Source organism: Sulfitobacter mediterraneus, from assembly GCF_016801775.1.
GTDB lineage: Bacteria > Pseudomonadota > Alphaproteobacteria > Rhodobacterales > Rhodobacteraceae > Sulfitobacter > Sulfitobacter mediterraneus_A.
On record NZ_CP069004.1, the window covers coordinates 3538251 to 3557950 of the forward strand.

General features: G+C 56.0%; 19 protein-coding genes. 6 read left to right on the plus strand and 13 right to left on the minus strand.

The window, feature by feature from the left end:
- Positions 1-34 precede the first annotated feature (34 nt).
- Entirely contained in the window at positions 35-883 is an 849-nt protein-coding gene (locus tag JNX03_RS17425) for a cysteine hydrolase (protein WP_203210258.1), read from the minus strand.
- 189 nt (positions 884-1072) lie between these two features.
- A complete protein-coding gene (locus JNX03_RS17430; protein WP_203210259.1) occupies positions 1073-1537 on the minus strand; it encodes a DUF1348 family protein in 465 nt (154 codons plus the stop codon).
- A gap of 933 nt (positions 1538-2470) precedes the next feature.
- Between JNX03_RS17430 and JNX03_RS17435 the strand changes: the two genes are divergently transcribed.
- The gene (locus tag JNX03_RS17435) at positions 2471-3631 is read left to right on the plus strand and encodes a porin (RefSeq protein ID WP_203210260.1); all 1161 of its coding nucleotides are present in this window, start codon (positions 2471-2473) and stop codon (positions 3629-3631) included.
- A gap of 96 nt (positions 3632-3727) precedes the next feature.
- Here JNX03_RS17435 and JNX03_RS17440 read toward each other — a convergent pair whose 3' ends face one another.
- Positions 3728-4330 (minus strand): TetR/AcrR family transcriptional regulator, encoded by a 603-nt coding sequence (locus JNX03_RS17440; RefSeq protein WP_203210261.1) that lies wholly within the window; start codon positions 4328-4330, stop codon positions 3728-3730.
- A gap of 347 nt (positions 4331-4677) precedes the next feature.
- Here JNX03_RS17440 and JNX03_RS17445 point away from each other — a divergent pair, with 347 nt between their 5' ends.
- Complete coding sequence (locus JNX03_RS17445) at positions 4678-4860, plus strand: hypothetical protein (protein WP_203210262.1); 183 nt, start codon at positions 4678-4680, stop codon at positions 4858-4860.
- Between the two features lie 23 nt (positions 4861-4883).
- Here JNX03_RS17445 and JNX03_RS17450 read toward each other — a convergent pair whose 3' ends face one another.
- Together JNX03_RS17450 and JNX03_RS17455 are read right to left on the minus strand one after the other, a co-directional pair.
- Positions 4884-5384: an acyloxyacyl hydrolase gene (locus tag JNX03_RS17450; RefSeq protein WP_203210263.1), complete on the minus strand. Its 501-nt coding sequence runs from the start codon at positions 5382-5384 to the stop codon at positions 4884-4886.
- 250 nt (positions 5385-5634) lie between these two features.
- Positions 5635-6642: an AraC family transcriptional regulator gene (locus tag JNX03_RS17455; protein ID WP_203210264.1), complete on the minus strand. Its 1008-nt coding sequence runs from the start codon at positions 6640-6642 to the stop codon at positions 5635-5637.
- A gap of 230 nt (positions 6643-6872) precedes the next feature.
- Between JNX03_RS17455 and JNX03_RS17460 the strand changes: the two genes are divergently transcribed.
- Positions 6873-8249 (plus strand): PLP-dependent aminotransferase family protein, encoded by a 1377-nt coding sequence (locus JNX03_RS17460; protein WP_203210265.1) that lies wholly within the window; start codon positions 6873-6875, stop codon positions 8247-8249.
- 130 nt (positions 8250-8379) lie between these two features.
- Here the strand turns inward: JNX03_RS17460 and JNX03_RS17465 are convergent, their stop codons facing one another.
- The 7 genes from JNX03_RS17465 to JNX03_RS17495 form a co-directional block, all read right to left on the minus strand.
- A complete protein-coding gene (locus tag JNX03_RS17465) occupies positions 8380-8661 on the minus strand; it encodes a hypothetical protein (RefSeq protein WP_203210266.1) in 282 nt (93 codons plus the stop codon).
- A 346-nt stretch (positions 8662-9007) separates the two neighbouring features.
- Positions 9008-10129, minus strand: coding sequence for an alanine/ornithine racemase family PLP-dependent enzyme (locus JNX03_RS17470; RefSeq protein WP_203210267.1), 1122 nt, complete (start codon positions 10127-10129; stop codon positions 9008-9010).
- A complete protein-coding gene (locus JNX03_RS17475; RefSeq protein ID WP_203210268.1) occupies positions 10126-11325 on the minus strand; it encodes a DUF1611 domain-containing protein in 1200 nt (399 codons plus the stop codon). Before JNX03_RS17475 ends, JNX03_RS17470 begins: the two co-directional genes overlap by 4 nt.
- A 70-nt stretch (positions 11326-11395) precedes the next feature.
- A complete protein-coding gene (locus tag JNX03_RS17480) occupies positions 11396-12148 on the minus strand; it encodes a hypothetical protein (protein ID WP_203212284.1) in 753 nt (250 codons plus the stop codon).
- Between the two features lie 64 nt (positions 12149-12212).
- A complete protein-coding gene (locus JNX03_RS17485) occupies positions 12213-12566 on the minus strand; it encodes a hypothetical protein (RefSeq protein WP_203210269.1) in 354 nt (117 codons plus the stop codon).
- Positions 12567-13074: 508 nt separating this feature from the next.
- Positions 13075-13359 (minus strand): GYD domain-containing protein, encoded by a 285-nt coding sequence (locus tag JNX03_RS20725; RefSeq protein ID WP_203212285.1) that lies wholly within the window; start codon positions 13357-13359, stop codon positions 13075-13077.
- Between the two features lie 440 nt (positions 13360-13799).
- Complete coding sequence (locus tag JNX03_RS17495) at positions 13800-15503, minus strand: tetratricopeptide repeat protein (RefSeq protein WP_203210270.1); 1704 nt, start codon at positions 15501-15503, stop codon at positions 13800-13802.
- A gap of 412 nt (positions 15504-15915) precedes the next feature.
- Between JNX03_RS17495 and JNX03_RS17500 the strand changes: the two genes are divergently transcribed.
- From JNX03_RS17500 to JNX03_RS17510, 3 genes are all read left to right on the plus strand, one after another.
- On the plus strand, positions 15916-16419 hold the full coding sequence (locus JNX03_RS17500) for a 2OG-Fe(II) oxygenase (RefSeq protein WP_203210271.1): 504 nt from the start codon (positions 15916-15918) through the stop codon (positions 16417-16419).
- A gap of 148 nt (positions 16420-16567) precedes the next feature.
- Positions 16568-16732 (plus strand): hypothetical protein, encoded by a 165-nt coding sequence (locus JNX03_RS17505; protein WP_203210272.1) that lies wholly within the window; start codon positions 16568-16570, stop codon positions 16730-16732.
- A gap of 408 nt (positions 16733-17140) precedes the next feature.
- Complete coding sequence (locus tag JNX03_RS17510) at positions 17141-19102, plus strand: Hint domain-containing protein (RefSeq protein ID WP_203210273.1); 1962 nt, start codon at positions 17141-17143, stop codon at positions 19100-19102.
- A 133-nt stretch (positions 19103-19235) separates the two neighbouring features.
- On the opposite strand, the gene JNX03_RS17515 is transcribed toward JNX03_RS17510, so the two are convergent.
- Entirely contained in the window at positions 19236-19667 is a 432-nt protein-coding gene (locus JNX03_RS17515) for a hypothetical protein (protein ID WP_203210274.1), read from the minus strand.
- Positions 19668-19700 lie beyond the last annotated feature (33 nt).

Sequence of the window (19700 nt, forward strand, 5' to 3'; positions counted from 1 at the left end):
TCCTTTATGAATTGAAGTTTTGAGAGGGGAGAGATCAGGCAGAGCTGGCGATGCGTTTGACGGCGTCATCCGTCCACCAAAGACCATTGGCCACCATGCGGAAGTTGATCAGCGCCGCGAGATAGCCGTCACCCTCTGGCACCTTCGCGCCGGCGGTTGCGTCGCGCACAACGGCAACCTCATAGCCCAGCTCAAGCAGGTCATAGAGATGGGCCTGTGTGCACAGGTTCGCGGACATGCCCGCAAGGATCACCTTGTCGATCCCGCGTTTGCGCAGCTGCAGGTTCAGATCGTTCTGCGCTGGGCTATAAACCTTGTGGGGGGAGCAAACGATGGTCTCGCCGTCTTCGATGTATTTCTTGTACTGCGGCATCCAATCGGCGCCGGATCCTTCGAAATTGTCGAGGTTGAGCGGGCCAAGCCGGTCAAACATCCCGATGGAGTGCATTGTGGCCTCAAGGGTGCCTTCAAAGTTCCATTTGTGATCATGCGGATAATAGTAGTGGGGCGAGATAAAAACCGGCATGCCAGCTGCCTTCGCCGCTTTGAACAGCTCTTCGATGTTGTCTACGGTGCCCTGCTCGGTGACGCTTTCGCCGACCACGCCCCAGGTTACGCCGTCCTCGGACAGAAAGTCGATTTGAGGATCTGTGACCACCAATGCGGTGCGCCCCGGTTCGATTGTCATATCAATCTGCGGCAGGCCCGGATTTTCCGGATCGGCATAAAGCGCCTTGGCCTCGTCTGTTGCAGCCAGAGCGCCACTGCCCGCTACACCGGCCACACCAGCAGCGGCAACGCTGGCCAAAACGCGGCGGCGGGCCAGATCTACGGTTTCTTCGGTGTGGCCGCATCCGCAACCGTGGTCAGGTTTATGTGTCATTGATTGTCTCCTTGGTTTGCTTGTGCAGCGCAGATCGCGCTGCGGGTGTCAGGGCGGCGGACCTTTGGACAGATCTTTCCCGTTCACGGCAAAACGGGCCGTGTTGGTCAGAATGCATCTGCGGTGGATCCACCTTCCTTTTGCGCCAGCCCGCATGAAACGCAGGCCGGAATTCATTTGATCTTGGGGCTAGAGGCCCAAATCGGTCAGCCCCTTGTGGCTCATCGGGCGGGCGGGCTCGGACCAATGAAACAGACGGTCTGCCTCTTCGATCGGCAAATCGTTGATCGACGCGATCCGCCTCCGCATCAGGCCATCGGGAGCAAATTCCCAATTCTCATTGCCGTAGGACCGGAACCATTGCCCCGCCGCGCTGTGCCATTCATAGGCGAACCGCACGGCGATCCGGTTGCCCGAGAACGCCCAAAGCTCTTTGATCAGGCGGTACTCCAGCTCTTGCGCCCATTTGTCTGTCAGAAAGGACACAATCTCTTTGCGCCCTTGCAAAAAGGTCGTGCGGTTCCGCCAAACGCTATCAACAGAATAGGCGAGAGCGACTTTTTCTGGGGTCTTGGAGTTCCAGCCGTCTTCGGCCATCCGAACCTTTTGCTCGGCGGTTTCCAATGTGAACGGCGGAAAGGGTGGACGCGTCATATCAAGGCCTCGTGGTTTGAGAAAAAAGCGCCCCGGACAAAGTGGTAGGTCGGGTAAATGCCGGGGCGCTGGAGTTTGCCACATTCGGGAGCTGGACAGATGGGAGGGTCCGAAAATGGCTTGGGGAAATGTGGTGTCTGACCGTGGGGCCAAGGTGGCAGGCCTCCACCAGGGTTGCCAACACAAGCCAGACGATGAGGGTCGTCGCGATCGCAAGCAGCCGGTCGTCGGGGCGCCGTGTTCCCGACCCAAATGGGGTCTGGAAGATCACGGGCGGAGAAGCCGGAAGGCGCCCGGAACCGCGGCGCTCATTGCGGCGGGGGGACGGTGCCGCAGTGCGCCTGACGGGGCAGGTCATGTGGTCCGGATGGGTCATTCCAGCTTCTCCGTGCGGAGTGATGCCAAGCCTTTGCCCTAGGGAAATCGGGCATCGGCCAATTGGCACCTCTCGGTTGATCGATGAGCCAGATGTAGGCGGTGCGGCTCCGCAAATATTGGCCCTTTCAGCCAAGGTTTGGGCAAATCCTGCCATGCTTTGACGGGCTGTTCGGCTGCACCGCTTATGGCCTTCGCCGGCGATTTTGTGCGGCAAAGGGGCTTGCGCAGATGTGATGTCTCTTGGAAGGCAGCGCGCTCTTTCTAGCTGATCAGAATGACTTTTTTGCTTTGCCTTCTGCCGCTTTGATATCCCCCGAACATCGCGCTGTCGGTCGGTTCCCTGCACAAAGGACACAAATATCTGACCATGCCGCAGTGATGCGTAAGCCCGATATTTCTCAGGAGAAATCAACGATTGGCAGGGCGGGGCAAAGCCCTGACCGGTAGGGCCAAGAAGACGGTCGCGAGCCTGACTAGATCTGGGGAAGGCCGGTGCCATACGACAATATCAAATGCCGGTTTGCCCCAGAGGCGCATTAAAAAGGAGCATCTGAAATGCAGCAAACAACAGATCACAACGCAACCGCAGCGGGGCATCAGTATCCTAACAAAAGCAAAATCAGGTTGCGGTTGTCCGGCGTTGGGGCGGCAACGGTTGTCGCCTTTCTGGCCACTGCCGGTTTGGCCCGCGCAGATGGCGCCAAGCAGACAGCATTCAAATTCTACGGGCAGCTTAACTTCGGCATTTTTCATGTCGACGATGGGCAGGACTATGACACCTACCTTACCGACAATGACAATTCGAACAGCCGGATCGGCATCATCCACCAGACCGAACTGGCCAATGGCCACAGGCTGAAATTCCATTTCGAAAGCGGATTGGGATTTTCCGGATCGGCGGCGGCAACCCTTGACGACAATGACCTGAACCTGAAATGGCGGCGTACCGAGTTGCGAAAATTGGAGGTGGTGTACAGCACGCCCGCCTATGGCGCCTTGTCTTTTGGTCAGGGAAGCACCGCAACAGATGGCGTTGCAGAAACGGACTTTTCCGGCACCAGCGTTGTGCATTATTCCAGTATCAATGCACTGGCGGGCACCATTGAATTCCGGGACGCGGGCGGCGCGGGGTCCGGCAGCAACATCAACGCAGCATTCAGAAACTTCGATGGCGCGCGCCGGTTTCGCCTGCGTTATGACAGCCCCGCGGTCAGTGGTTTCGCCCTCACGGTTTCCGCCGGACAAGAAGTGCTGCGCCATGGCGATGATCGAGATTATTACGATCTGGCGCTCCGCTTTGATCGGGATCTGGACCAGTTCAAAGTCTCCGGACGCATCGGCTACGCCCGTGCGGGCTCTGACCGGTCATCGGTCGCCTCTTCCATCGCGTTCTTGCACACATCCAGCGGCCTCAACCTTGCGGCTGCCACGGGGCGGCAACAGGAAACGGGGGCCAATTACGCCTACCTCAAACTTGGTCTAAAGCGGCGTTGGAATGATCTGGGCGAAACAGCACTGTCCCTTGATGTGTTTGAGGGGGATGATCTGGCCGGAATCGGGTCACAGTCCACGTCCTATGGCATTGGGATTGTCCAGAAATGGGACCGCTACAACACTGAACTCTACGCAGGTTACCGCCGCTATGAATTGAAAGGGGCCGCCGTTGCCGTTGAGGATATCAACGTCGCCGTGATCGGTGCCCGTTGGAAGTTCTAAAGGGCAAGTGGCAGATGGAAGGGGGCGGGCAAATTCTCCTGCCTCGATCCGGATATTCGCGAGATATCTAAAGGCCCCACGCGGCGGGAAAGAAGATCACGCGTAACCGTTGGGTCCATCCGCGCCAAGCGCCGCATCCATCAGCGCGGCTGCGACGCGTTTGGCATTTAGCGCCGCCTCAGGCATGCCGCGGACATGGGCCGTGGCAATCGCCCCCTCCTTGATCAGGGCAATCTGCTCAGCCAGTTCGAGGGGCGCGGCCGCACCCGCCTTGCGGCAAATCTGCTCAAGGTGGTCAACAACGCTCTGTTTGTGCTCTGCGGCCAAACGGTGGGCCGGATGCTTTTGATCGCCAAATTCGCTGGCTGCATTGATGAACGCACAGCCGTAAAAACCAAACTCCTTGAAAGCTCTGCCTTTGAACCAATCCTCAAGCGCGTCAAACATTGCCAAAATCTGGGCGCGCGGGTCAGGGCCAGCTTTCTTCATCTCGCCCATGAGCCAATTGCGGAACTTCTCATCACGGCGGCGCAGAGCGGCAAGGATCAGTTCATCCTTGGAGCGGAAGTGATTGTAGAGGGTCATCTTGGCCACGCCGGACTCGCCAAGGATCTTGTCGATCCCGGTGGCATTAAAGCCGCCCGTGTAGAAGAGCTTTAACGCTGTTTCGACGAGATCGTCGCGACGAGGGTTTGCCATGTTCTCAAAACCAATCAGACTGTTCTGTCTATATTTTGCATAGTTTTCCACGCCTGGCAAAGCCAAATCATTCAAAATACGGTGTTTCTGTTCACTTTCTCCCGTAGACCAATCTGTATGGATAGGCTAAATGATGGTCAGTTGCGTGCGATGATGCCATTGGCGTTATATGCTGCTGAGCAAGTTCAGCATAAACAGTGGGTTAATGCAGATAGGCATGCTGTGTTTGGCAGAAAATGCCATCCCCTTGGCGGTGGCGGGCAAGAGCGTATCACAAACGTCCTATAGAGTGTTCTGATATCGAAAAAACCCACCTCTGCCTCCCGGCAAATTTAAGGACAAGCCAGATGCAAAGCTTGACTTCATTGACCCTCACAGCCATCGCCGCAGGTATCGCGGTCAGCGTTCTGCTTTTGCCCGTGGCAATGTCCAAGGCTTTGTTTGGCCGGAACAATGATGCAAGCGTGAAGGCAGTGCGGCAGCCGACATTCGTGGCTACCCGTGAAATTGACGGCGGCCTTTCAGACTGATCTCACTCGGCATGAGATTGGAGTTAGAACTTGTGGTGAAATCTAAGACTTAAACCATTTGAGCCGGGGTTGAATTCCGACAAACCTCCGTTGGATCGGTGATCAATGGCGAGAGATATCGACGAGGTTTTTGTGATTTCATAGCCAACCGCCAGCACCGACCGGAATTCGATGGTATGGCCCAATGCCGTCGCTGGCCCGTTCTCAAAATAAAGACCGGGCATCAGGCTTGCCTCGGCAAACCAGCGATCACCAAAATGACGCTGCGCGATCAACCCTGCACCTGCCCAGACATCACCCGAAGCATGGCCAACAACCGCCACGCCCCAGCTGATCTGGCCCTTGTCCCACTCGCGGTAGGGATCGAACCGATATTCAAAGGTGAACTGCCGGTCATTGGCGGCGAGGTTGGAGTTGAATTCCACCACACCAGAACCAATAACAAGTTCAGAGGCTTGCGCGGCTTGCCCAAAGGTGAGGCCGACAGCCATTGCGATGGTTTTCAAACATTTCATATCAGGCATCGGGGCGAACCTTGGACCAGAATGGGGGAATGCCCGCCGAGCGCGGTGTCGGCGCAGCGCTCGCTTTGGTTCTGTCTGAAATCGGCATTGAACATCTCCAATAGATCAGTGCCGACAAAAGCCCTTCCTTCGCGGAAGGCTGCCAATGCGGCTTGTTGCCTTTGGTCTATTCAATCGAAGGGGTCAGGGTCTTAGCCGGGTCTGCCAAGCTTCGGGCTGTTTCTGCCATCTTGTGGTGCTGCGCGGCTTATCACGCGGATCTTTGCTGCCGAAATTGCGCGGGCGCTTGGCCGACCCAGCGTTTAAAGGCGCGGCTAAAGGTGCTTTGCTCGGAAAACCCGGTCAGAAAGGCGATCTCGGCAATGGAAAAATCACTGTCGATCAGTAATTTTTGCGCCAAGGTAGTCTGGGCCTGTCGCAACACATCGCGGTAGGTCAGCCCCTCATTGGAAAGGCGGCGATAGAGCGTGCGTTCGCTCATCCCCATCTGCGCGGCAATCTTGCTGGCCTGCGGTGCCCCGTTATCCAGCGCCTCTGCCAGCAGGCCAAGCAGTTCAACGCCCAGCGGCGACTCGCTGCGCAACTTGCCCAGCTCCTGTTCGAGGTGTTGCGTCAGGAAAGTGCAGACAGCCCGATCGCCGGACATATTGGGGGCATCCAGCATTGTCCGGGGGATCGAGATCGCGCAACGATCCGCTGCAAAACGGACCTCGCAATCAAAGAGGGTATTATATGCTCCGGGCGTACTGCGGCAGCTATGGCGAAACGAGACGGAGTCAAACCGGATATCCGCCGAGATATAGTGCCGGATGTAGCGTGCAATCGCCGCCAATGCGCATTCGTTGCGAAACTGCTGGGTCGGGTGTGGGGTGTTCGGCTCTTCTACCGTCAGAAATGCCAGGGCGCCGCGTTCCTCAAACCCGTAAGCCGCGCCATCTGACAAAAGCCGGAAATACCGGGCAAGCAATTCAAGGGAAGTACGCAGGGTGGGGGCTGACTTGACCGCAAGGCCCAGCACGCCAAGGTCTTCTGGCTCAATCATCTCGGCATAGGCGGCGACAAGCTCTGCCTCGTCGTCTTGGGTGGCCCGGATCCAGTCGATGAGGGCAAAATATTCCATGTTCGGAGCCAGCCCGCTGTCTGACGCTCTCACCCGCTGCACAACCGCGCCATCGGAAAGAATTGCATCGCCCTCGGTCATGGCCAGCCCGGCGGCGCGTGCGGTGGCGCGAATGAATGATGCAGTGACGCTTGGCATGTCAGTGCCGCAAGAGGAGGGCGCGCGCCATGGCTCTTGTGTCCACCGATAAACGGATAATCCCGGTCATGTCTGGCCTCCAGCCTGTCATATGTGGCAATGTTAACACTTTGCTCAAATTGAATGCAATCAATTTCGAATAAATGTGGTGCAATTTTATGATCTGACTTGCGGCAATGGCTGTGCGCCCTTACCATTCCGGCTGTGTCCTGCGGTAAAAGGTGAGCTTGATGTCCCCCAAAAACTGGGTTCCCGAAATCCGGCAAACCGACTTGCCGCGCTATGTCGGGATCGCCGAAGCGATTGGCGCCGACATTGCATCAGGCCGCTTGAAACCCGGCGATCGCTTGCCGCCGCAGCGGCAGATCGCAGAGGTTCTTGGGACGGATATATCCGCTATTTCAAGAGGGTACGCAGAAGCCGCCCGGCGCGGATATGTGCAAGCCCATGTCGGGCGCGGCACCTTTGTCTTGGATCCACGCGCGGGTAAACCATCGGCCGATCCGAGGCGCACCAGCGAAGAAGATCCGCGCATGAACATGCCGCCGGAACCCGAAGACCCCAAGCTGATTGCAAAGATGCAGGCTGGGCTGAGCCATGTTGCCGCCAACATCGTCCCGCTGTTGCGGTATCAAACCCCATTGGGAGGCGACAAGGACAAGGAAATCGCCGGAAAATGGCTGCATGCAAACGGATTGTCCTTTGTGCCGGAACGGTTTGCTGTCGCGCCGGGGGCGCATGCCGCGATTGATGCCGCGCTAACGGTTTTGCGCCAGCCAGGCACCGTTGTTCTGTGCGAACAGGTGACCTATCCGGGCATCCGCGCCATTGCCGCCCGTCTTGGTTTGGAACTGGTCGAGGTGGACGAAGATGAACATGGGATTTCCCCTGACGCTCTTGAGGCCGCGATCGCCGGCCATCCAACCGCTGTACTGTACCTCAATCCAACCCTGCGAAACCCGACAACGCACACCATTCCTGCGCAGAGGCGCAGCGAAATCTCCCGCGTTTTGCGGGCCCATCAGACACCACTGATTGAGGATGATGCCTACCGGTTTGTGGCCACAAATGCGCCCGCGCCGATCTGTGACAGTTTGCCAGATCTTGGCTGGCATGTCGCGGGCATATCCAAGGTGTTCGGTGCAGGGCTGCGCCTTGCCTATGTACAGGTGCCTAATGCGGCTTTCCTGGGCCCGTTTGTAAAAGCGGTGCGGGCGGCGCATGTCATGACCTCCCCGATCAGTCTGGCCTTGCTCAGCACCTGGATCGAAGATGGAACCGCCGCGCAGGTGCAGGCATTTGTGCGCAGCGCCGCCAGAGAGCGGCAGCAGATCGCCAAGGAAGCCCTGACCGGGATGACCTTTGACAGTGCTCCGGATGCATTCAATATTTGGCTGACACTTCCAGATGGATTAAATCGGGCAGAAGCACTCGCGCGGTTGTTTGGCCGGCAAATAGGCATACTGCCTAGCGATTTTTTCATTCCAAGCGGGGCAGGGCAGGACAAACTGCGGATTTGTTTGGGAGGACCGATTTCGCAGGAGAGTTTGCGCAAGGAATTGCAGCAGGTTCATCACGCCTTGTCCGCACCGGATTGGTCGGGATAGCGGCTTTGCCCTTCGAAAGGCGCTATTGGGAACAAGCATCCTGAACGCATCTCTGTTGGGCGACGCGTTTGGACGGACACCTATCTTCTATCCGATGTCTCGTGCAGGCCTCCCTGGCCTGTCACAACTCTCAGAAATCATCAGACTCCGGGACGATCCCAAGCCTGACAAGAAAGCTGGGGGATCCGACTTCGCCACTGTCTGGGTCTTCCGAAATCATATAGGCATCGGCGCCGGCGCAATTCTCTGATTGGGCTTCCCGCTCGGCTCTGTTCTGGGCTTCTGCTGCTGTCGAATACTGAAATTGTTTGTCGATCTTCAGGATTGCCTGTCCGTCACGCACGGGCTTTTGTTCCACATATGTCTGGCAGATATAATGAACCTTTTCTGTGCTCTCGTTCGTGTCGGTCATGGGCGGTCCCTTCAGGTGTGTCCGGTCGCCCCGCAAAAAAAGAGGTGTTCCAGAAACATGCATCATATCTTTGCTGCGGCTTTACATGAACTTTTTCACATTCACTAGCGCGAGGGCGGTGTCGGCGTATTTGCCTCCCGTTCAAGGCGCGCCTTGCGGAGGCGGGCGTTTCTGGCTTGTCGCTTCTCCGCCTCTTCTTAGACCATTTGCCGAACGATGCGGGTTGTCTTGTCCATCGCGGTTTCCGCTTTCGGGCTGCTTGCTTTGAACACGCTTGTTTTTGTCAGCTTTGCCATGGGGCACTCTCCTCTTTGATTTGTCCTAACCCTTGTCTGAACAAAGCAGTTCAAACCAACGCCAGGTGTTTTGCTGGGCCATCGGTATTGCGCACCGTTGGCTCCGGTCGGCCATTGTAGAGTTCTATCTGAATATCGGGCGCGACCATGACGCGCATGAGAGCGCTATAGGTCATCCCAAACCGCATTTCCGCCCCGACGCACAGCGCGGGATCTTTCGTACCAATGACCAGATGATCACTCGTCGCGCCGATATGGCTGCATCCGGAGGGCATCAAAAGCGATGCTGCATCGGTGTCTTGGTTTCCGAGGGCAAGAATGATCCGTGTGACATCTGATGCTTCAGGAACGGGCCGAATTCTAACCAAGGTATGATCCACCTTGCCGGTAAGCAGGCGCATGGGCTTTGCGTCCGTTTCGATCACTTCGGCAACGAGCGTGAAGGCGTCCTGATGCAGACCGGCAATCGGCTCCCCCGTGATCGGATCAACACCAAGCAGTATCGCTTCGCCGATGCGCAGATCGTTGATCCGGCCTGTCGCGTGCGGGCCAAGCGCCCAAGGCAGGTTCGCAGAATTGCCCCCAGACACCGTTCGAAGAGACGGGCCACATCTTGCCTCGACATCATTGGCCATGGCCGACAGGGCCCGCATCTTTGCAGCGGTCGGGGCGATGCTTTGCATGCAGGCAAAATTGGCCCCGATACCCGTCAGCGCCACGCCGGGCATGTCCGTCACCTTCTGGGCGATATCGCCCAGATCATCTGGCCTGATCCCTTCGCGGAGGTCGCCCATTTTGACCATCAGAAGAATGCCGTGAACCTTGTTTTGGCGCAGCGCAGCGGCGGCCAAAGCCGAGATCACGGCGGTCTGTGTGTTAAAGCTCGCCGCGCAGGTTTTTACGACATCATCAACCTGACTTAGCATCGGAGTTCGGATCATCGTGATCGGACAGTCTATTCCTGCCTTGCGCAATCGCTTTGCGTTGCTCAAACGCGATTCAGCCAGGCCCACAGCGCCACCATCCAGCATGGCACGCGCAATGGCCGGATGCCCGCAAACCGCTTTGGTTACCGCCGTTACGCGGATGCCACCCACCGCCAACCGTTCGACAAGGGTCCGCGTGTTGTGGCGCAACTTGCGCAGATCAACTTCCAGGCGCGGGCTATTCAAATTGTGGCCATGGGGGTTCCTTGCTGCAAGCCGGGGTAGGCGGCAACAACCATCGCGAGCAACTGCGCCACTGGCCGGCTAAGCGCGTCAGTGACAGGCAGTCCAAGTTTTTCGCTTTGCGCTTCAATCGTGCTGGTGATCTCGGCTTCGGACATGCCCTCGTGATTGAGCGTAACGCCAATCACTTTGGTGTCCGAGAACGCCTCGATCAACGCGATTTCACTCGCCGGGGTGGGCATTGGCATATTGGGAAAATCGCAGCGATGTGCACGTTTTGGGGCGTGCTGAAGGATGACCGCGTCTGGTTGGCTGCCGCGCAAGATAAAGGCCGATGTACAGAATGCCGGATGGCTGAGCGCACCTTGCCCTTCGATCAAGATAACATCCGGTTGCTCTGCCTCTGAGGCAGCAACAATCGCACCCTCAAGTTCACCACAGCAGAACTGCGGCGGGACGGCGTCCATCGCCACGCCATGTTTTGCCCCCTGCATCAGACCCGTCTGGCCGGTACCAATCAATACAGTCTTGATGCCCTTCGCGTTCAACGCACGGGCCAGAACCGTCGCAGTGGTCCGCTTTCCTATGGCGCAATCGGTTCCGAGCACGGCGATGCGCAACGCATGGACGTTTGCGATACTGCCATCGAACAAGCGCATGTCTTTGCTGGGCTTGGGTTTGCGGATGTCGCGGATGGTGATCTGTCGTTCCAAAGCGGCCTGCGCAAATTCGGTGTCATCGCTCAGGTACTCGTGCAGGCCACTGACGATATTCATTCCCCGTGCAATCGCGTCCAGTACGACGCCACGATCTGCGGGTGAAAGCCGCCCCGTTGAGGGGGCCATTCCGTAGATAAAGGTATCAGGCATGGCTGCTTCGGTCGCGATGGCCGCGTCTAGGTTTTTGCAAATTGGTATGGTGTTGATCACATCATCAAGAACCTGCCCGCTGTTCTTGCCGCTGTGGGTGCTATCGATAACCGATACGATCCTGTAGGCCTCGGAGTGACGCACAAGGCCGTTGGCTGTCTTGCCATCAATCTTGGCAAAGTTGCCCTCGCAATAGACAACTGCTGTAGGCTGGGCGGTGATCGGGGTTAGCGAAGTTGGGCGTGTCGGTGTGTTGCTGACCATGGAAGGCGCTTGAGAGGCCTCAGAGGGACGGCGAACGGTATCTACCGTCTGGAAATCGGTTTTCATCGTGTTTTCCTTGTAAAGTCTTAGGTGTCGCCGGGCGGCATGTCTGAACGGGTGTCAGGGTCCGACACGTTCAGTGGTTGAGAACGCATAGCCCCTTGGACTTCTGGAAATTCCAATTGCATTCCCAACGATTTCCTGACCGGTCGAGATGGGCATTTTCCGGGATATCGATCTCTTTGCAGGCAGCGCCGGAGGCTTCGTACCCCCTGTGGCACTTCCATCCTTCGCCATAAGCGGCATCGTCCAAATATCCGAATTCCGGGACAACAACGGGCTTGCAAACGGCGTCTTGTTCGAAAAACCCGCGTTCGCAGCTCCATAACTGGCCATAGCGAGATCCGTTCAAATACCCGTTGGTCGGAACCACAACTGCGGTGCAGCTTTGACCGGTTTTCTCGAACCCGCGTTCACAGTCCCAAGCAGACCCAAAGGAGGCTTCCACCAGATAGGCGTTTTCAGGCACGACGACCTTTTGGCAGCTGTCGTCAACTCTGTGGAATCCGCGCAAGCAGTGCCACCGTTCGCCAGAAGGGTCCAGGAACCCTCCCTCGGGAACGATGACCGCGACACAGGCTGTTTCATTGACCTGGCGATAGCCATGAACGCATGCCCATCCGGTCCCATATGAACGGTTTGTTTCATATGCGTTTTCCGGTGCGGCTACGGCTGCGCAATTGTCGCCATCCGGCCGATATCCGATGTCGCAATCCCAGCCCTCACCATAGCTCTTTGCGCTGGCGTTTTCCGGCATGGTTTGGGCAAATGCGGGCATCGCCAAGAGAAGCAAACCAAAAACAGGTCCGAGAAAAACGAGCCAGAACACTCTGGCGTCCGTTGATCCACCGGTCTCGCAAAGCGATCTTTGCAAAGGCAATTCTGTTTTTGAATTATGATCCATCCAGGGCAAGCCCCGCGAGGCAAGCAACGGCAAGATCACGGTCTGGCGCATCTGAGCCTGGAGGCGTTGCCCAACCGGTTTCCAACATTGCATTGCGGCGGCCGAAGCCCGAGAGATCCTGAAGCGCTGCAAGTTTCTCTGCGCGTTCTGGATCGGTTGCCGAAATGTCGAGGCAAACCGGAACCATTGCCGAGGTCACTTCTTCGGATGCCAGGTTCTGTGCCATGGTTTGGGCGCTGCTGCTTGTTGTCCAGCCTCCCCAAGTAAAGCCAAGGATAGAAACCGCAATCGCGCCAACCAACGCCCCGTAGATACCGGGTTTCGTCCATTCTGGAAAAGTCATCTTTTGATCCTTTGACGGGGAAAGCGCCGCCTCACTGTTTTTTGGCACTGACAAAACATTTTGTCAGCGCCGTCGCATCGTCGCTAGACCGACAGCACTCTGTTCATTTCCAACCGCCAAAACGCATGAACCTACAGCACGGACGATGAGGTTGTGCGCGATCGCATCGGCAACCTCTCAAGCATCAAATCCCGCTACGGCATGTGACATTCGAATTTTCGTGAAGGATAATTGCAGTTTGCGATGGCGGGCGATGCGCCTGTGCCGCGAAAATCCACAACTTTGTACCCATTACATAGCCGCTAAATGCCCGAATTACAATGTCAGTTGACCTAAACTTGGTCCTGACGCCGACGACGAACCATATGTGCCGGGCGCGAACGGGCTTGCAGCCATCAGCCACAAATTGTCGACCGCCCAGACAAACCGGCAGGCGGATCGAAATTTTATAGCCCGTTCAGCAAGCATACAGAAACCTAACTGGCTTTGATTTGATGGGATCCGAAGGTCAGTTCGTCGGAGGTGCGTAGGTGCCCTTGACCTGCTTGTAGACATCTCGTGCCTTATGGCTTTCGGCGCTGCTGTACATTGGAATTGTTTTGAAGCTCTCAATCGCACCGCCCATAGTCGCAGCCAAAACCGTGCCGACATATTCAGAAACACTGGGCATATCTGCAATGAGGGCGACGTGGTGCTCTTGGCCAAGAAGGCCGTAAAAACCAATCAGCTTCCCTCCGGCAGCTTCACAGACTGCACGCGCGACGTCTTCTCGATCTGTGTCCCCTTCGACAATCGTTTTTTGTCGCCTGCGGGGTGTACTTTATCATCAGCATGTAAAGAGCCATTTTGCAAAATCTTCCAAGGATATGGAGCACGGCAAATCGATGCAGATGATCTGCAATTCATTTCTGCCGATAGCGCACCTTATCACTTTGGGTCTTGAGAGTCGTTGACGTTCATTGAAGTTACGTCAATTCAATCTGGCGGGGAATTCCTGTCAATGCGATGTCCTTGCTGTAATTTACCCCACATGCGGAGGTGCGGACGCGTTTTAAAGGGGCCTCTGTCGATCAAGTCGGGTTCGGACGTTTGCAACTGCCCGATGTCAGCTTGCTGGCGCGAAACAAACATCAAGTGAGATCAATTCAATGTCTATTTTCCAATCTCGATCTGGCTCAAAATTACTTTGAAATTTGCCAGACGCACAGCAGGTCTATCGCCTCAGGGTCATGATTATTCAAGCACACCTGCTTTGCGCATCCCGTCAAACAAGTGGTCCAGATCAGCCTGATTTTTGTAAGGCAACTTTTTTGCCAGTCCACTCAGAGTGACGCCTGGTTTGAGAGCCATGTAAATTTCTGCGTGTTTTCTCGCCTCTACCTGCTTTCCCAATTGGGCATAGGTGGGTGCCAGCCACTGATGAAGTCCGTCATAATCAGGGAAGCGCGCCAAGCCCTCTTCGAGAGGTATCAACGCCTCTGCATATCGCTTTGTCAGGTAGAGCGATTTGCCAAGCATTTCATAGTAGTCACAGCGGGCATAAATCGGATTGTATCTCAGTGCGAGCCGCGCCTCTTCCACCGCTTCATCAGATTTACCTGCCGTCACCAGATAGTAGGAAAGCGCGAAATGCACATCTGCATTGTTCGGATCCAGCTCAACCGCCTTTCTCCCCTCAGAAACAGCAAGGCTATGCTGTCTCATCCAACAATACACATCCCCAAGAACCATATGCGCCTTCGCCAGACCTGACGCCAGCCGCACGGCCAAGCGCGCATGTTTTAATGCCAGTTCGAGTGCTTGCTTGGGCTCCGGGCTCCATTCCTGGTTTGATTCATGGGTCATCGCCCAGGCAAAACCGGCATGGGCCGGGGCATAGTCAGGGTCCAATTCCATCGCACGTTTGTAGAGCTCCAATGCCTGTGCATTCGTCTCCTTTGTGAATTGACTGTGCAGTGCGTTCGCTTGCAAAACGTAATCATAGGCACGCAGATCTTTGACGTCTTTTCGAAATGCCCGTTCTTGTTCGGCCCGCGATAGAGTTATGGACAGAGTTGCGACAATGCTCTCACTAATCCGATCCTGAAGGTCGAGAATTTCTTGCAAATCTCCGTCAAAGCGATCTGCCCAAAGCTGGGCTGAACTCTCGGCGTCCGTCAGTCTGGCGTTGACCCGAACCCTCCCGCCGCCCCTTCGAACGCTTCCTTCAAGTACGTAGCGGACGCCCAGTTCCTGAGCCACCTGGCTTGGGCCAACAGACCGATCTTTATAGGCAAGGGTCGCGCTGCCGGCGATGACAAGCACGCCTGATATCCTTGAGAGGTCAGTGGCGATGTCATCCGTCATGCCATGTGCAAAGTACGTATCTTCTGAATCCCGAGAGACGTTCTCGAAGGGCAGAATTGCGATTGAGGGTATCTCGCTTTGTCTTTGTACGGCACCGGTCGCGGGCCACCGATAGACATGAATCGGTTGTGCAATCCCCTTGACCTTATGCTGACCGGCATCTTCGAAGCTGGCATCAATTCGATTATCGATACTTTCCTGAACAATTGAGGTGATACAAATCCCGTCTGGGTCTGCCAAAGCTTCAAGCCGAGCGACGATGTTCACCCCATCACCAAAGATATCCTCCCCTTCAATGATTACATCGCCAAGATTGATCCCGATCCGCATGCGGATCTGGCCGTCCGCTTGGACTGTCCGCTGTTGGATCGTCAAAGCGGCCTCGACCGCCTCGACCACGCTGGTGAACTCGACCAAAGCACCGTCGCCCATCAGTTTGACTACACGGCCACCTCGCGCTGCGATAACCGGATCAAACACCTCAGCCCTATGCTTTTGCAAAGCGGACAGCGTGCCCAGTTCATCATCGTTCATCAGGCGTGAAAACCCGACCACATCCGCCATCATTATCGCTGCAAGTCGCCGCGCCATAATACACCTCTTCGAAAGCGAAGTTATCGAATGAAGGAGGATTAGGCTATCGCAAGAATGCCGACATTCACACTTGATGCAGCAACCGGCAGCTTTGGGTTCATTGCCGACCCTGAATGCGCCGCGGCATTCCCGAGGTATGGTAAGCGGACAAAGTCGGATTGTCGTTATGGGCGGGTTTGGCAGAACGGGGGGCCGTTAGGGAAACCCCGATCTTGCCTGCCAAGCGCACGTCTACCCCGGACCTATAAACAATTTCAAACTACGCCTGTAGCATGGACCAGCCGTAAAAAACGGTCACCCCAAGCGTATAGATCGCAAGCATGACCGCATTGGCCGGGTTGAATCGCGCGCAGATTGGCAGCCCATACCCGGACTGAAGCCTCAATCCAAATAATAGAAGGTGACCACCATGCCTGCACTCTACTCCAAGCCGGAGGCGTTCAGTCCGGGCGAATGTGACCGAATTATTGCGGCTATCACCGCGGTCCCTTCCAAAGATGCGATGCTTGTGGGGCAAAATGAGGATCACGTTCTGCGGACCGCTCAGCTGGTATGGATCGACGACGTTGACGGGCTGGGCTGGGTCATGGAGCGGCTGATCGAAATAGTTCGAAAATCCAATGTAGACCAGTTTGATTTCGACCTGCACGAATTTGCCGAAAGCCCGCAGGTCGCAAGCTATAGGGCTACTGACAGTGGACATTTTGCTTGGCATTCCGACATTGGAGATGGTCCCGTAGCACGCAAACGCAAGCTCACATTGGTGCTTCAGCTTAGCTTGCCAAGCTCATACGAGGGCGGCGAACTGGAAATCATGCCAAGTGCTCAAATCCTGTCCGCCAGCCGCTCCCAAGGGTGTGTCAGCATCTTCCCTAGCTTTACACTTCACCAGGTCGTGCCCGTCCGATGTTGAGTGCGCCATTCCTTGACGGTCTGGGCCCATGGTCCTGCATTCAGATAACACGTCCTGAGAATCTCTGTGGCACGCCCGCAAGCCACGTCCGTTGACATCCACGTTCCGGCACAATGGTTCCGGTTGCATTTTTCCGCAGGGCTTTACGATGAATCTCAACCTCATGGCAATCGGCCATGGAAGAGCTGTTTTTCTTGATAACCCCAAAGGAGGGGGCGAGATCAAAATTCCGATGCTGGGGGTGAGATACCCGGATTGGGCAGATGTCGCGGTAGTGGGTGACTGGCGCGACAATTTCCCGGAGGTACGGTGACCTTGGTGGGGTCCTGGCTGTATCTGTCCGGGCGCTATTGCAAAGCCGGCTTCACACCTCAATCAGACGTTTAGATAAGCCGGCCGGTTCATCGGTCATTCAGACTTTGTGTCATGAATTGGGCAAGGGGGTGCATACCCGCCCTGATACCGCCTTTTATTCGTCCTGATCGCGTCTGGATGATCTCGTATTGATGAACATGAGGAAAACAGTCACGGCAGAAGGCGTATGATTGTCGTACGATCATGAAGGGAACTTCACGATGCCAGTACACCATTGCAACCTGAGCAAAGCAGCGGTTCACGTTGCTCATGCTTTTGGCACAGCCAAACCTGCGAAGGGATGCAGTGTGCGCCCTGTTCCTCACCTCATTTGTTCAGCCGAAGCAAGCCATGAGGATGACTTGCAATGAGCTATTATCTCAAGCTTTTTGACTGGGCGCTATATACTCTGCCATCCAGTATTCCGATGTCGGATATTGAGGGCAACACCCAACCCAATGATCCGGCGCATCCTGATTACTCTAGCGGCGCTCCGACGTGGATCGGTGAAGATTTCACCTTCAATGGTGGCGTCGGTTACCAGATTCTGGTCGACGATGATGATGGCAACTTCGAAGACGGGTATGTAGAAACCGGCGGCATCCAAACTCTTGCGCAAGATGTAACGATCAACGGCACGCTTTACACAGCCGGATCGCAGGTAGAGAACGAATTTTCCTTGATTGACGGCCTCGGCAACGAGGTTTGGGTGCTTCGAATTGCCGGCAAAAATGTAGGTTTCGTATATCAATCCGGCGAAGAACCAACCGCTGGCGAAACATTCACGCCCACAGGTGGCCGCGACGGTGATCCGGCCGATAGTGCCGATGGTGTTGCCTCGGCCGAGCCTTACACCACAGTTGATGCACGCGACGGCACTGTTTCAGGATCGGCGGGCAATGACACCATTGATGCGTCTTACACCGGTGACCCACAGGGCGATCAAGTCGATGACGGCTGGGCTGGCGGCGCTGGAACAAACGACAACCTCATCGAAGCGCTGGACGGCAATGATTCCGTCGCAGCCGGTCTGGGCGCCGATACTGTTTACGGCGGCTCCGGCAACGATACGATCGACGGCGGATCAGGCAATGACAGTCTCTTTGGCGGTGATGACGCTGACCAGATTGATGGCGGTGACGGCAATGACACTGTTTGGGGTGGTACCGGAGGAGACAATATCTCCGGGAACACCGGTACAGATTATCTCCATGGCGAAACCGGCGATGACATTATCTGGGGCGGCGATGGAAATGACTTTGCATTCGGCGGCGACGGAGCGGATACGCTTTACGGTGGCCAAGGCGCCGACGTGCTCTACGGCGGGAATGAAGCTGACGTTCTGAACGGCGACGATTTCTCATCGGTCGGGGGCAATGACACGCTTTATGGCGAAGCCGGTGACGACGTTCTGAACGGCAATGCTGGTGACGATCTTTTGGTTGGTGGGGCTGGAAACGATCTGTTCCTGGTCAGCGATGGCAACGACACCATCAGCGATTTCAACACTGGCAATACCGGTGCGCTGGGTGACGGAGATATTTTCAACAACGATTTCCTGTCGGTTGGAAGCTACTACGACAGCCTCGGCGAGCTACGGGCGGACCAAGCGGACGATGGTGTTCTAAATCAGTCCAACACCGTCGATGATGAAGGCAAGGCTGTCGATTATTCCGACAACGCCCAATTCGGCAGCGGCTCAATGACGGTGCAGGGTGCGGATGCCTCCAGCTACACCTATGACAACACCGGCGTGGTCTGCTTTACAATGAACACGATGATCCTCACGCCAAGGGGCGAAGTTCCGATAGAAAGCCTATCTCCGGGCGACATGGTCACCACTTTGGACAATGGTCCGCAGCCAATCGCCTGGATCGGCCAACGCCATTGCAACTTTGAAGACCTTAAGAGGGATGAAACGCTGCGGCCCGTGTTGATCCGAAAAGGCGTATTGGGAGTTCAGCGGGATTTGTTGGTGTCGCGCCAGCATGCAATGCTGTTGGGGCAGAACCATTTCGCCAGGGCGATCCATTTGGCGGAAACGATGCAAGGGGTCAGGGTCGCCCATGGCAAACGTGAAGTGACCTATTTCCATCTGATGTTCGATGCACATCAAGTCATCTTTGCGGAGGGCGCTCCGAGCGAAAGCTTTTACCCTGGCCAGATGGCGATGCAGATGATGTCGAAGGACGCGCGTTCGGACCTTTTCCGCCATTTCCCGAGACTGATGGGCTGCACAGAAGATGCCGATGTCCAGCGGGCTTTTGGTGAGACAGCGCGACCCTTCTTGGCAAAGGCCGAGATTTCCGGGTTGTTCACTGCAGCCTGAACTGTCCAGACTGCTCTGGCGGGTAATGTTTGATCTGCCTGACTGATACGCCGCCCCGCCTCAGTGGTTCCCGTAACCTGTTTCTCTCGTTTCTCAGATTTACGCCCAACACCCCTTCGAAGGCGACAAATCGTCAATCCCGGATTGTCGTTGCAGCGCTGAGCTCAGCCAACGTTCCGTTGTGATCGCTCATGCCAGCCTCCCAGATGGCGTCTCGCGTGACCTCGTTTATCCGCGTATGACCTCCTGATTTAACCTCGACGAAAAGCTTCGGCTTGAATTCGAACGCAGCGAGATTTCGCAGCACCCCCGCGATCATCCAAAGCTTGCATTGCGGACAGATGGTTTGATCAACCCATATCTTTACTTCAGGACTGCCATCAAAGTTTTCATGAGCGTTATCGTACCATGACTGAAGCTTCTTTTGGGCCTCGCGCCACGCCTGCCGCTCTGCATGGTTTTCGGCGCCGTTATTGTCCGCCATGTTGCTGCTTCCATACCCTTGCGCGCCGCCCCAGCCGTTGCCTACTCCCGAAAATCTGAAATATACCTTTGCAGTTGCCACTTTCTTCTCCCTAAGTCACAGTTCCCCAGAAGG

Bases quoted from the DNA above. Each gene is read 5' to 3' on its own strand.
- JNX03_RS17495 (WP_203210270.1), bottom strand. From the start codon at position 15,503: ATGGCGCGGCGACTTGCAGCGATAATGATGGCGGATGTGGTCGGGTTT.
- JNX03_RS17440 (WP_203210261.1), bottom strand. From the start codon at position 4,330: ATGGCAAACCCTCGTCGCGACGATCTCGTCGAAACAGCGTTAAAGCTC.
- JNX03_RS17465 (WP_203210266.1), bottom strand. From the start codon at position 8,661: ATGACCGACACGAACGAGAGCACAGAAAAGGTTCATTATATCTGCCAG.
- JNX03_RS17500 (WP_203210271.1), top strand. From the start codon at position 15,916: ATGCCTGCACTCTACTCCAAGCCGGAGGCGTTCAGTCCGGGCGAATGT.
- JNX03_RS17460 (WP_203210265.1), top strand. From the start codon at position 6,873: ATGTCCCCCAAAAACTGGGTTCCCGAAATCCGGCAAACCGACTTGCCG.
- JNX03_RS17445 (WP_203210262.1), top strand. From the start codon at position 4,678: ATGCAAAGCTTGACTTCATTGACCCTCACAGCCATCGCCGCAGGTATC.
- JNX03_RS17430 (WP_203210259.1), bottom strand. From the start codon at position 1,537: ATGACGCGTCCACCCTTTCCGCCGTTCACATTGGAAACCGCCGAGCAA.
- JNX03_RS17475 (WP_203210268.1), bottom strand. From the start codon at position 11,325: ATGAAAACCGATTTCCAGACGGTAGATACCGTTCGCCGTCCCTCTGAG.
- JNX03_RS17450 (WP_203210263.1), bottom strand. From the start codon at position 5,384: ATGCCTGATATGAAATGTTTGAAAACCATCGCAATGGCTGTCGGCCTC.
- JNX03_RS17435 (WP_203210260.1), top strand. From the start codon at position 2,471: ATGCAGCAAACAACAGATCACAACGCAACCGCAGCGGGGCATCAGTAT.
- JNX03_RS17510 (WP_203210273.1), top strand. From the start codon at position 17,141: ATGAGCTATTATCTCAAGCTTTTTGACTGGGCGCTATATACTCTGCCA.
- JNX03_RS17425 (WP_203210258.1), bottom strand. From the start codon at position 883: ATGACACATAAACCTGACCACGGTTGCGGATGCGGCCACACCGAAGAA.
- JNX03_RS17505 (WP_203210272.1), top strand. From the start codon at position 16,568: ATGAATCTCAACCTCATGGCAATCGGCCATGGAAGAGCTGTTTTTCTT.
- JNX03_RS17455 (WP_203210264.1), bottom strand. From the start codon at position 6,642: ATGCCAAGCGTCACTGCATCATTCATTCGCGCCACCGCACGCGCCGCC.
- JNX03_RS17485 (WP_203210269.1), bottom strand. From the start codon at position 12,566: ATGACTTTTCCAGAATGGACGAAACCCGGTATCTACGGGGCGTTGGTT.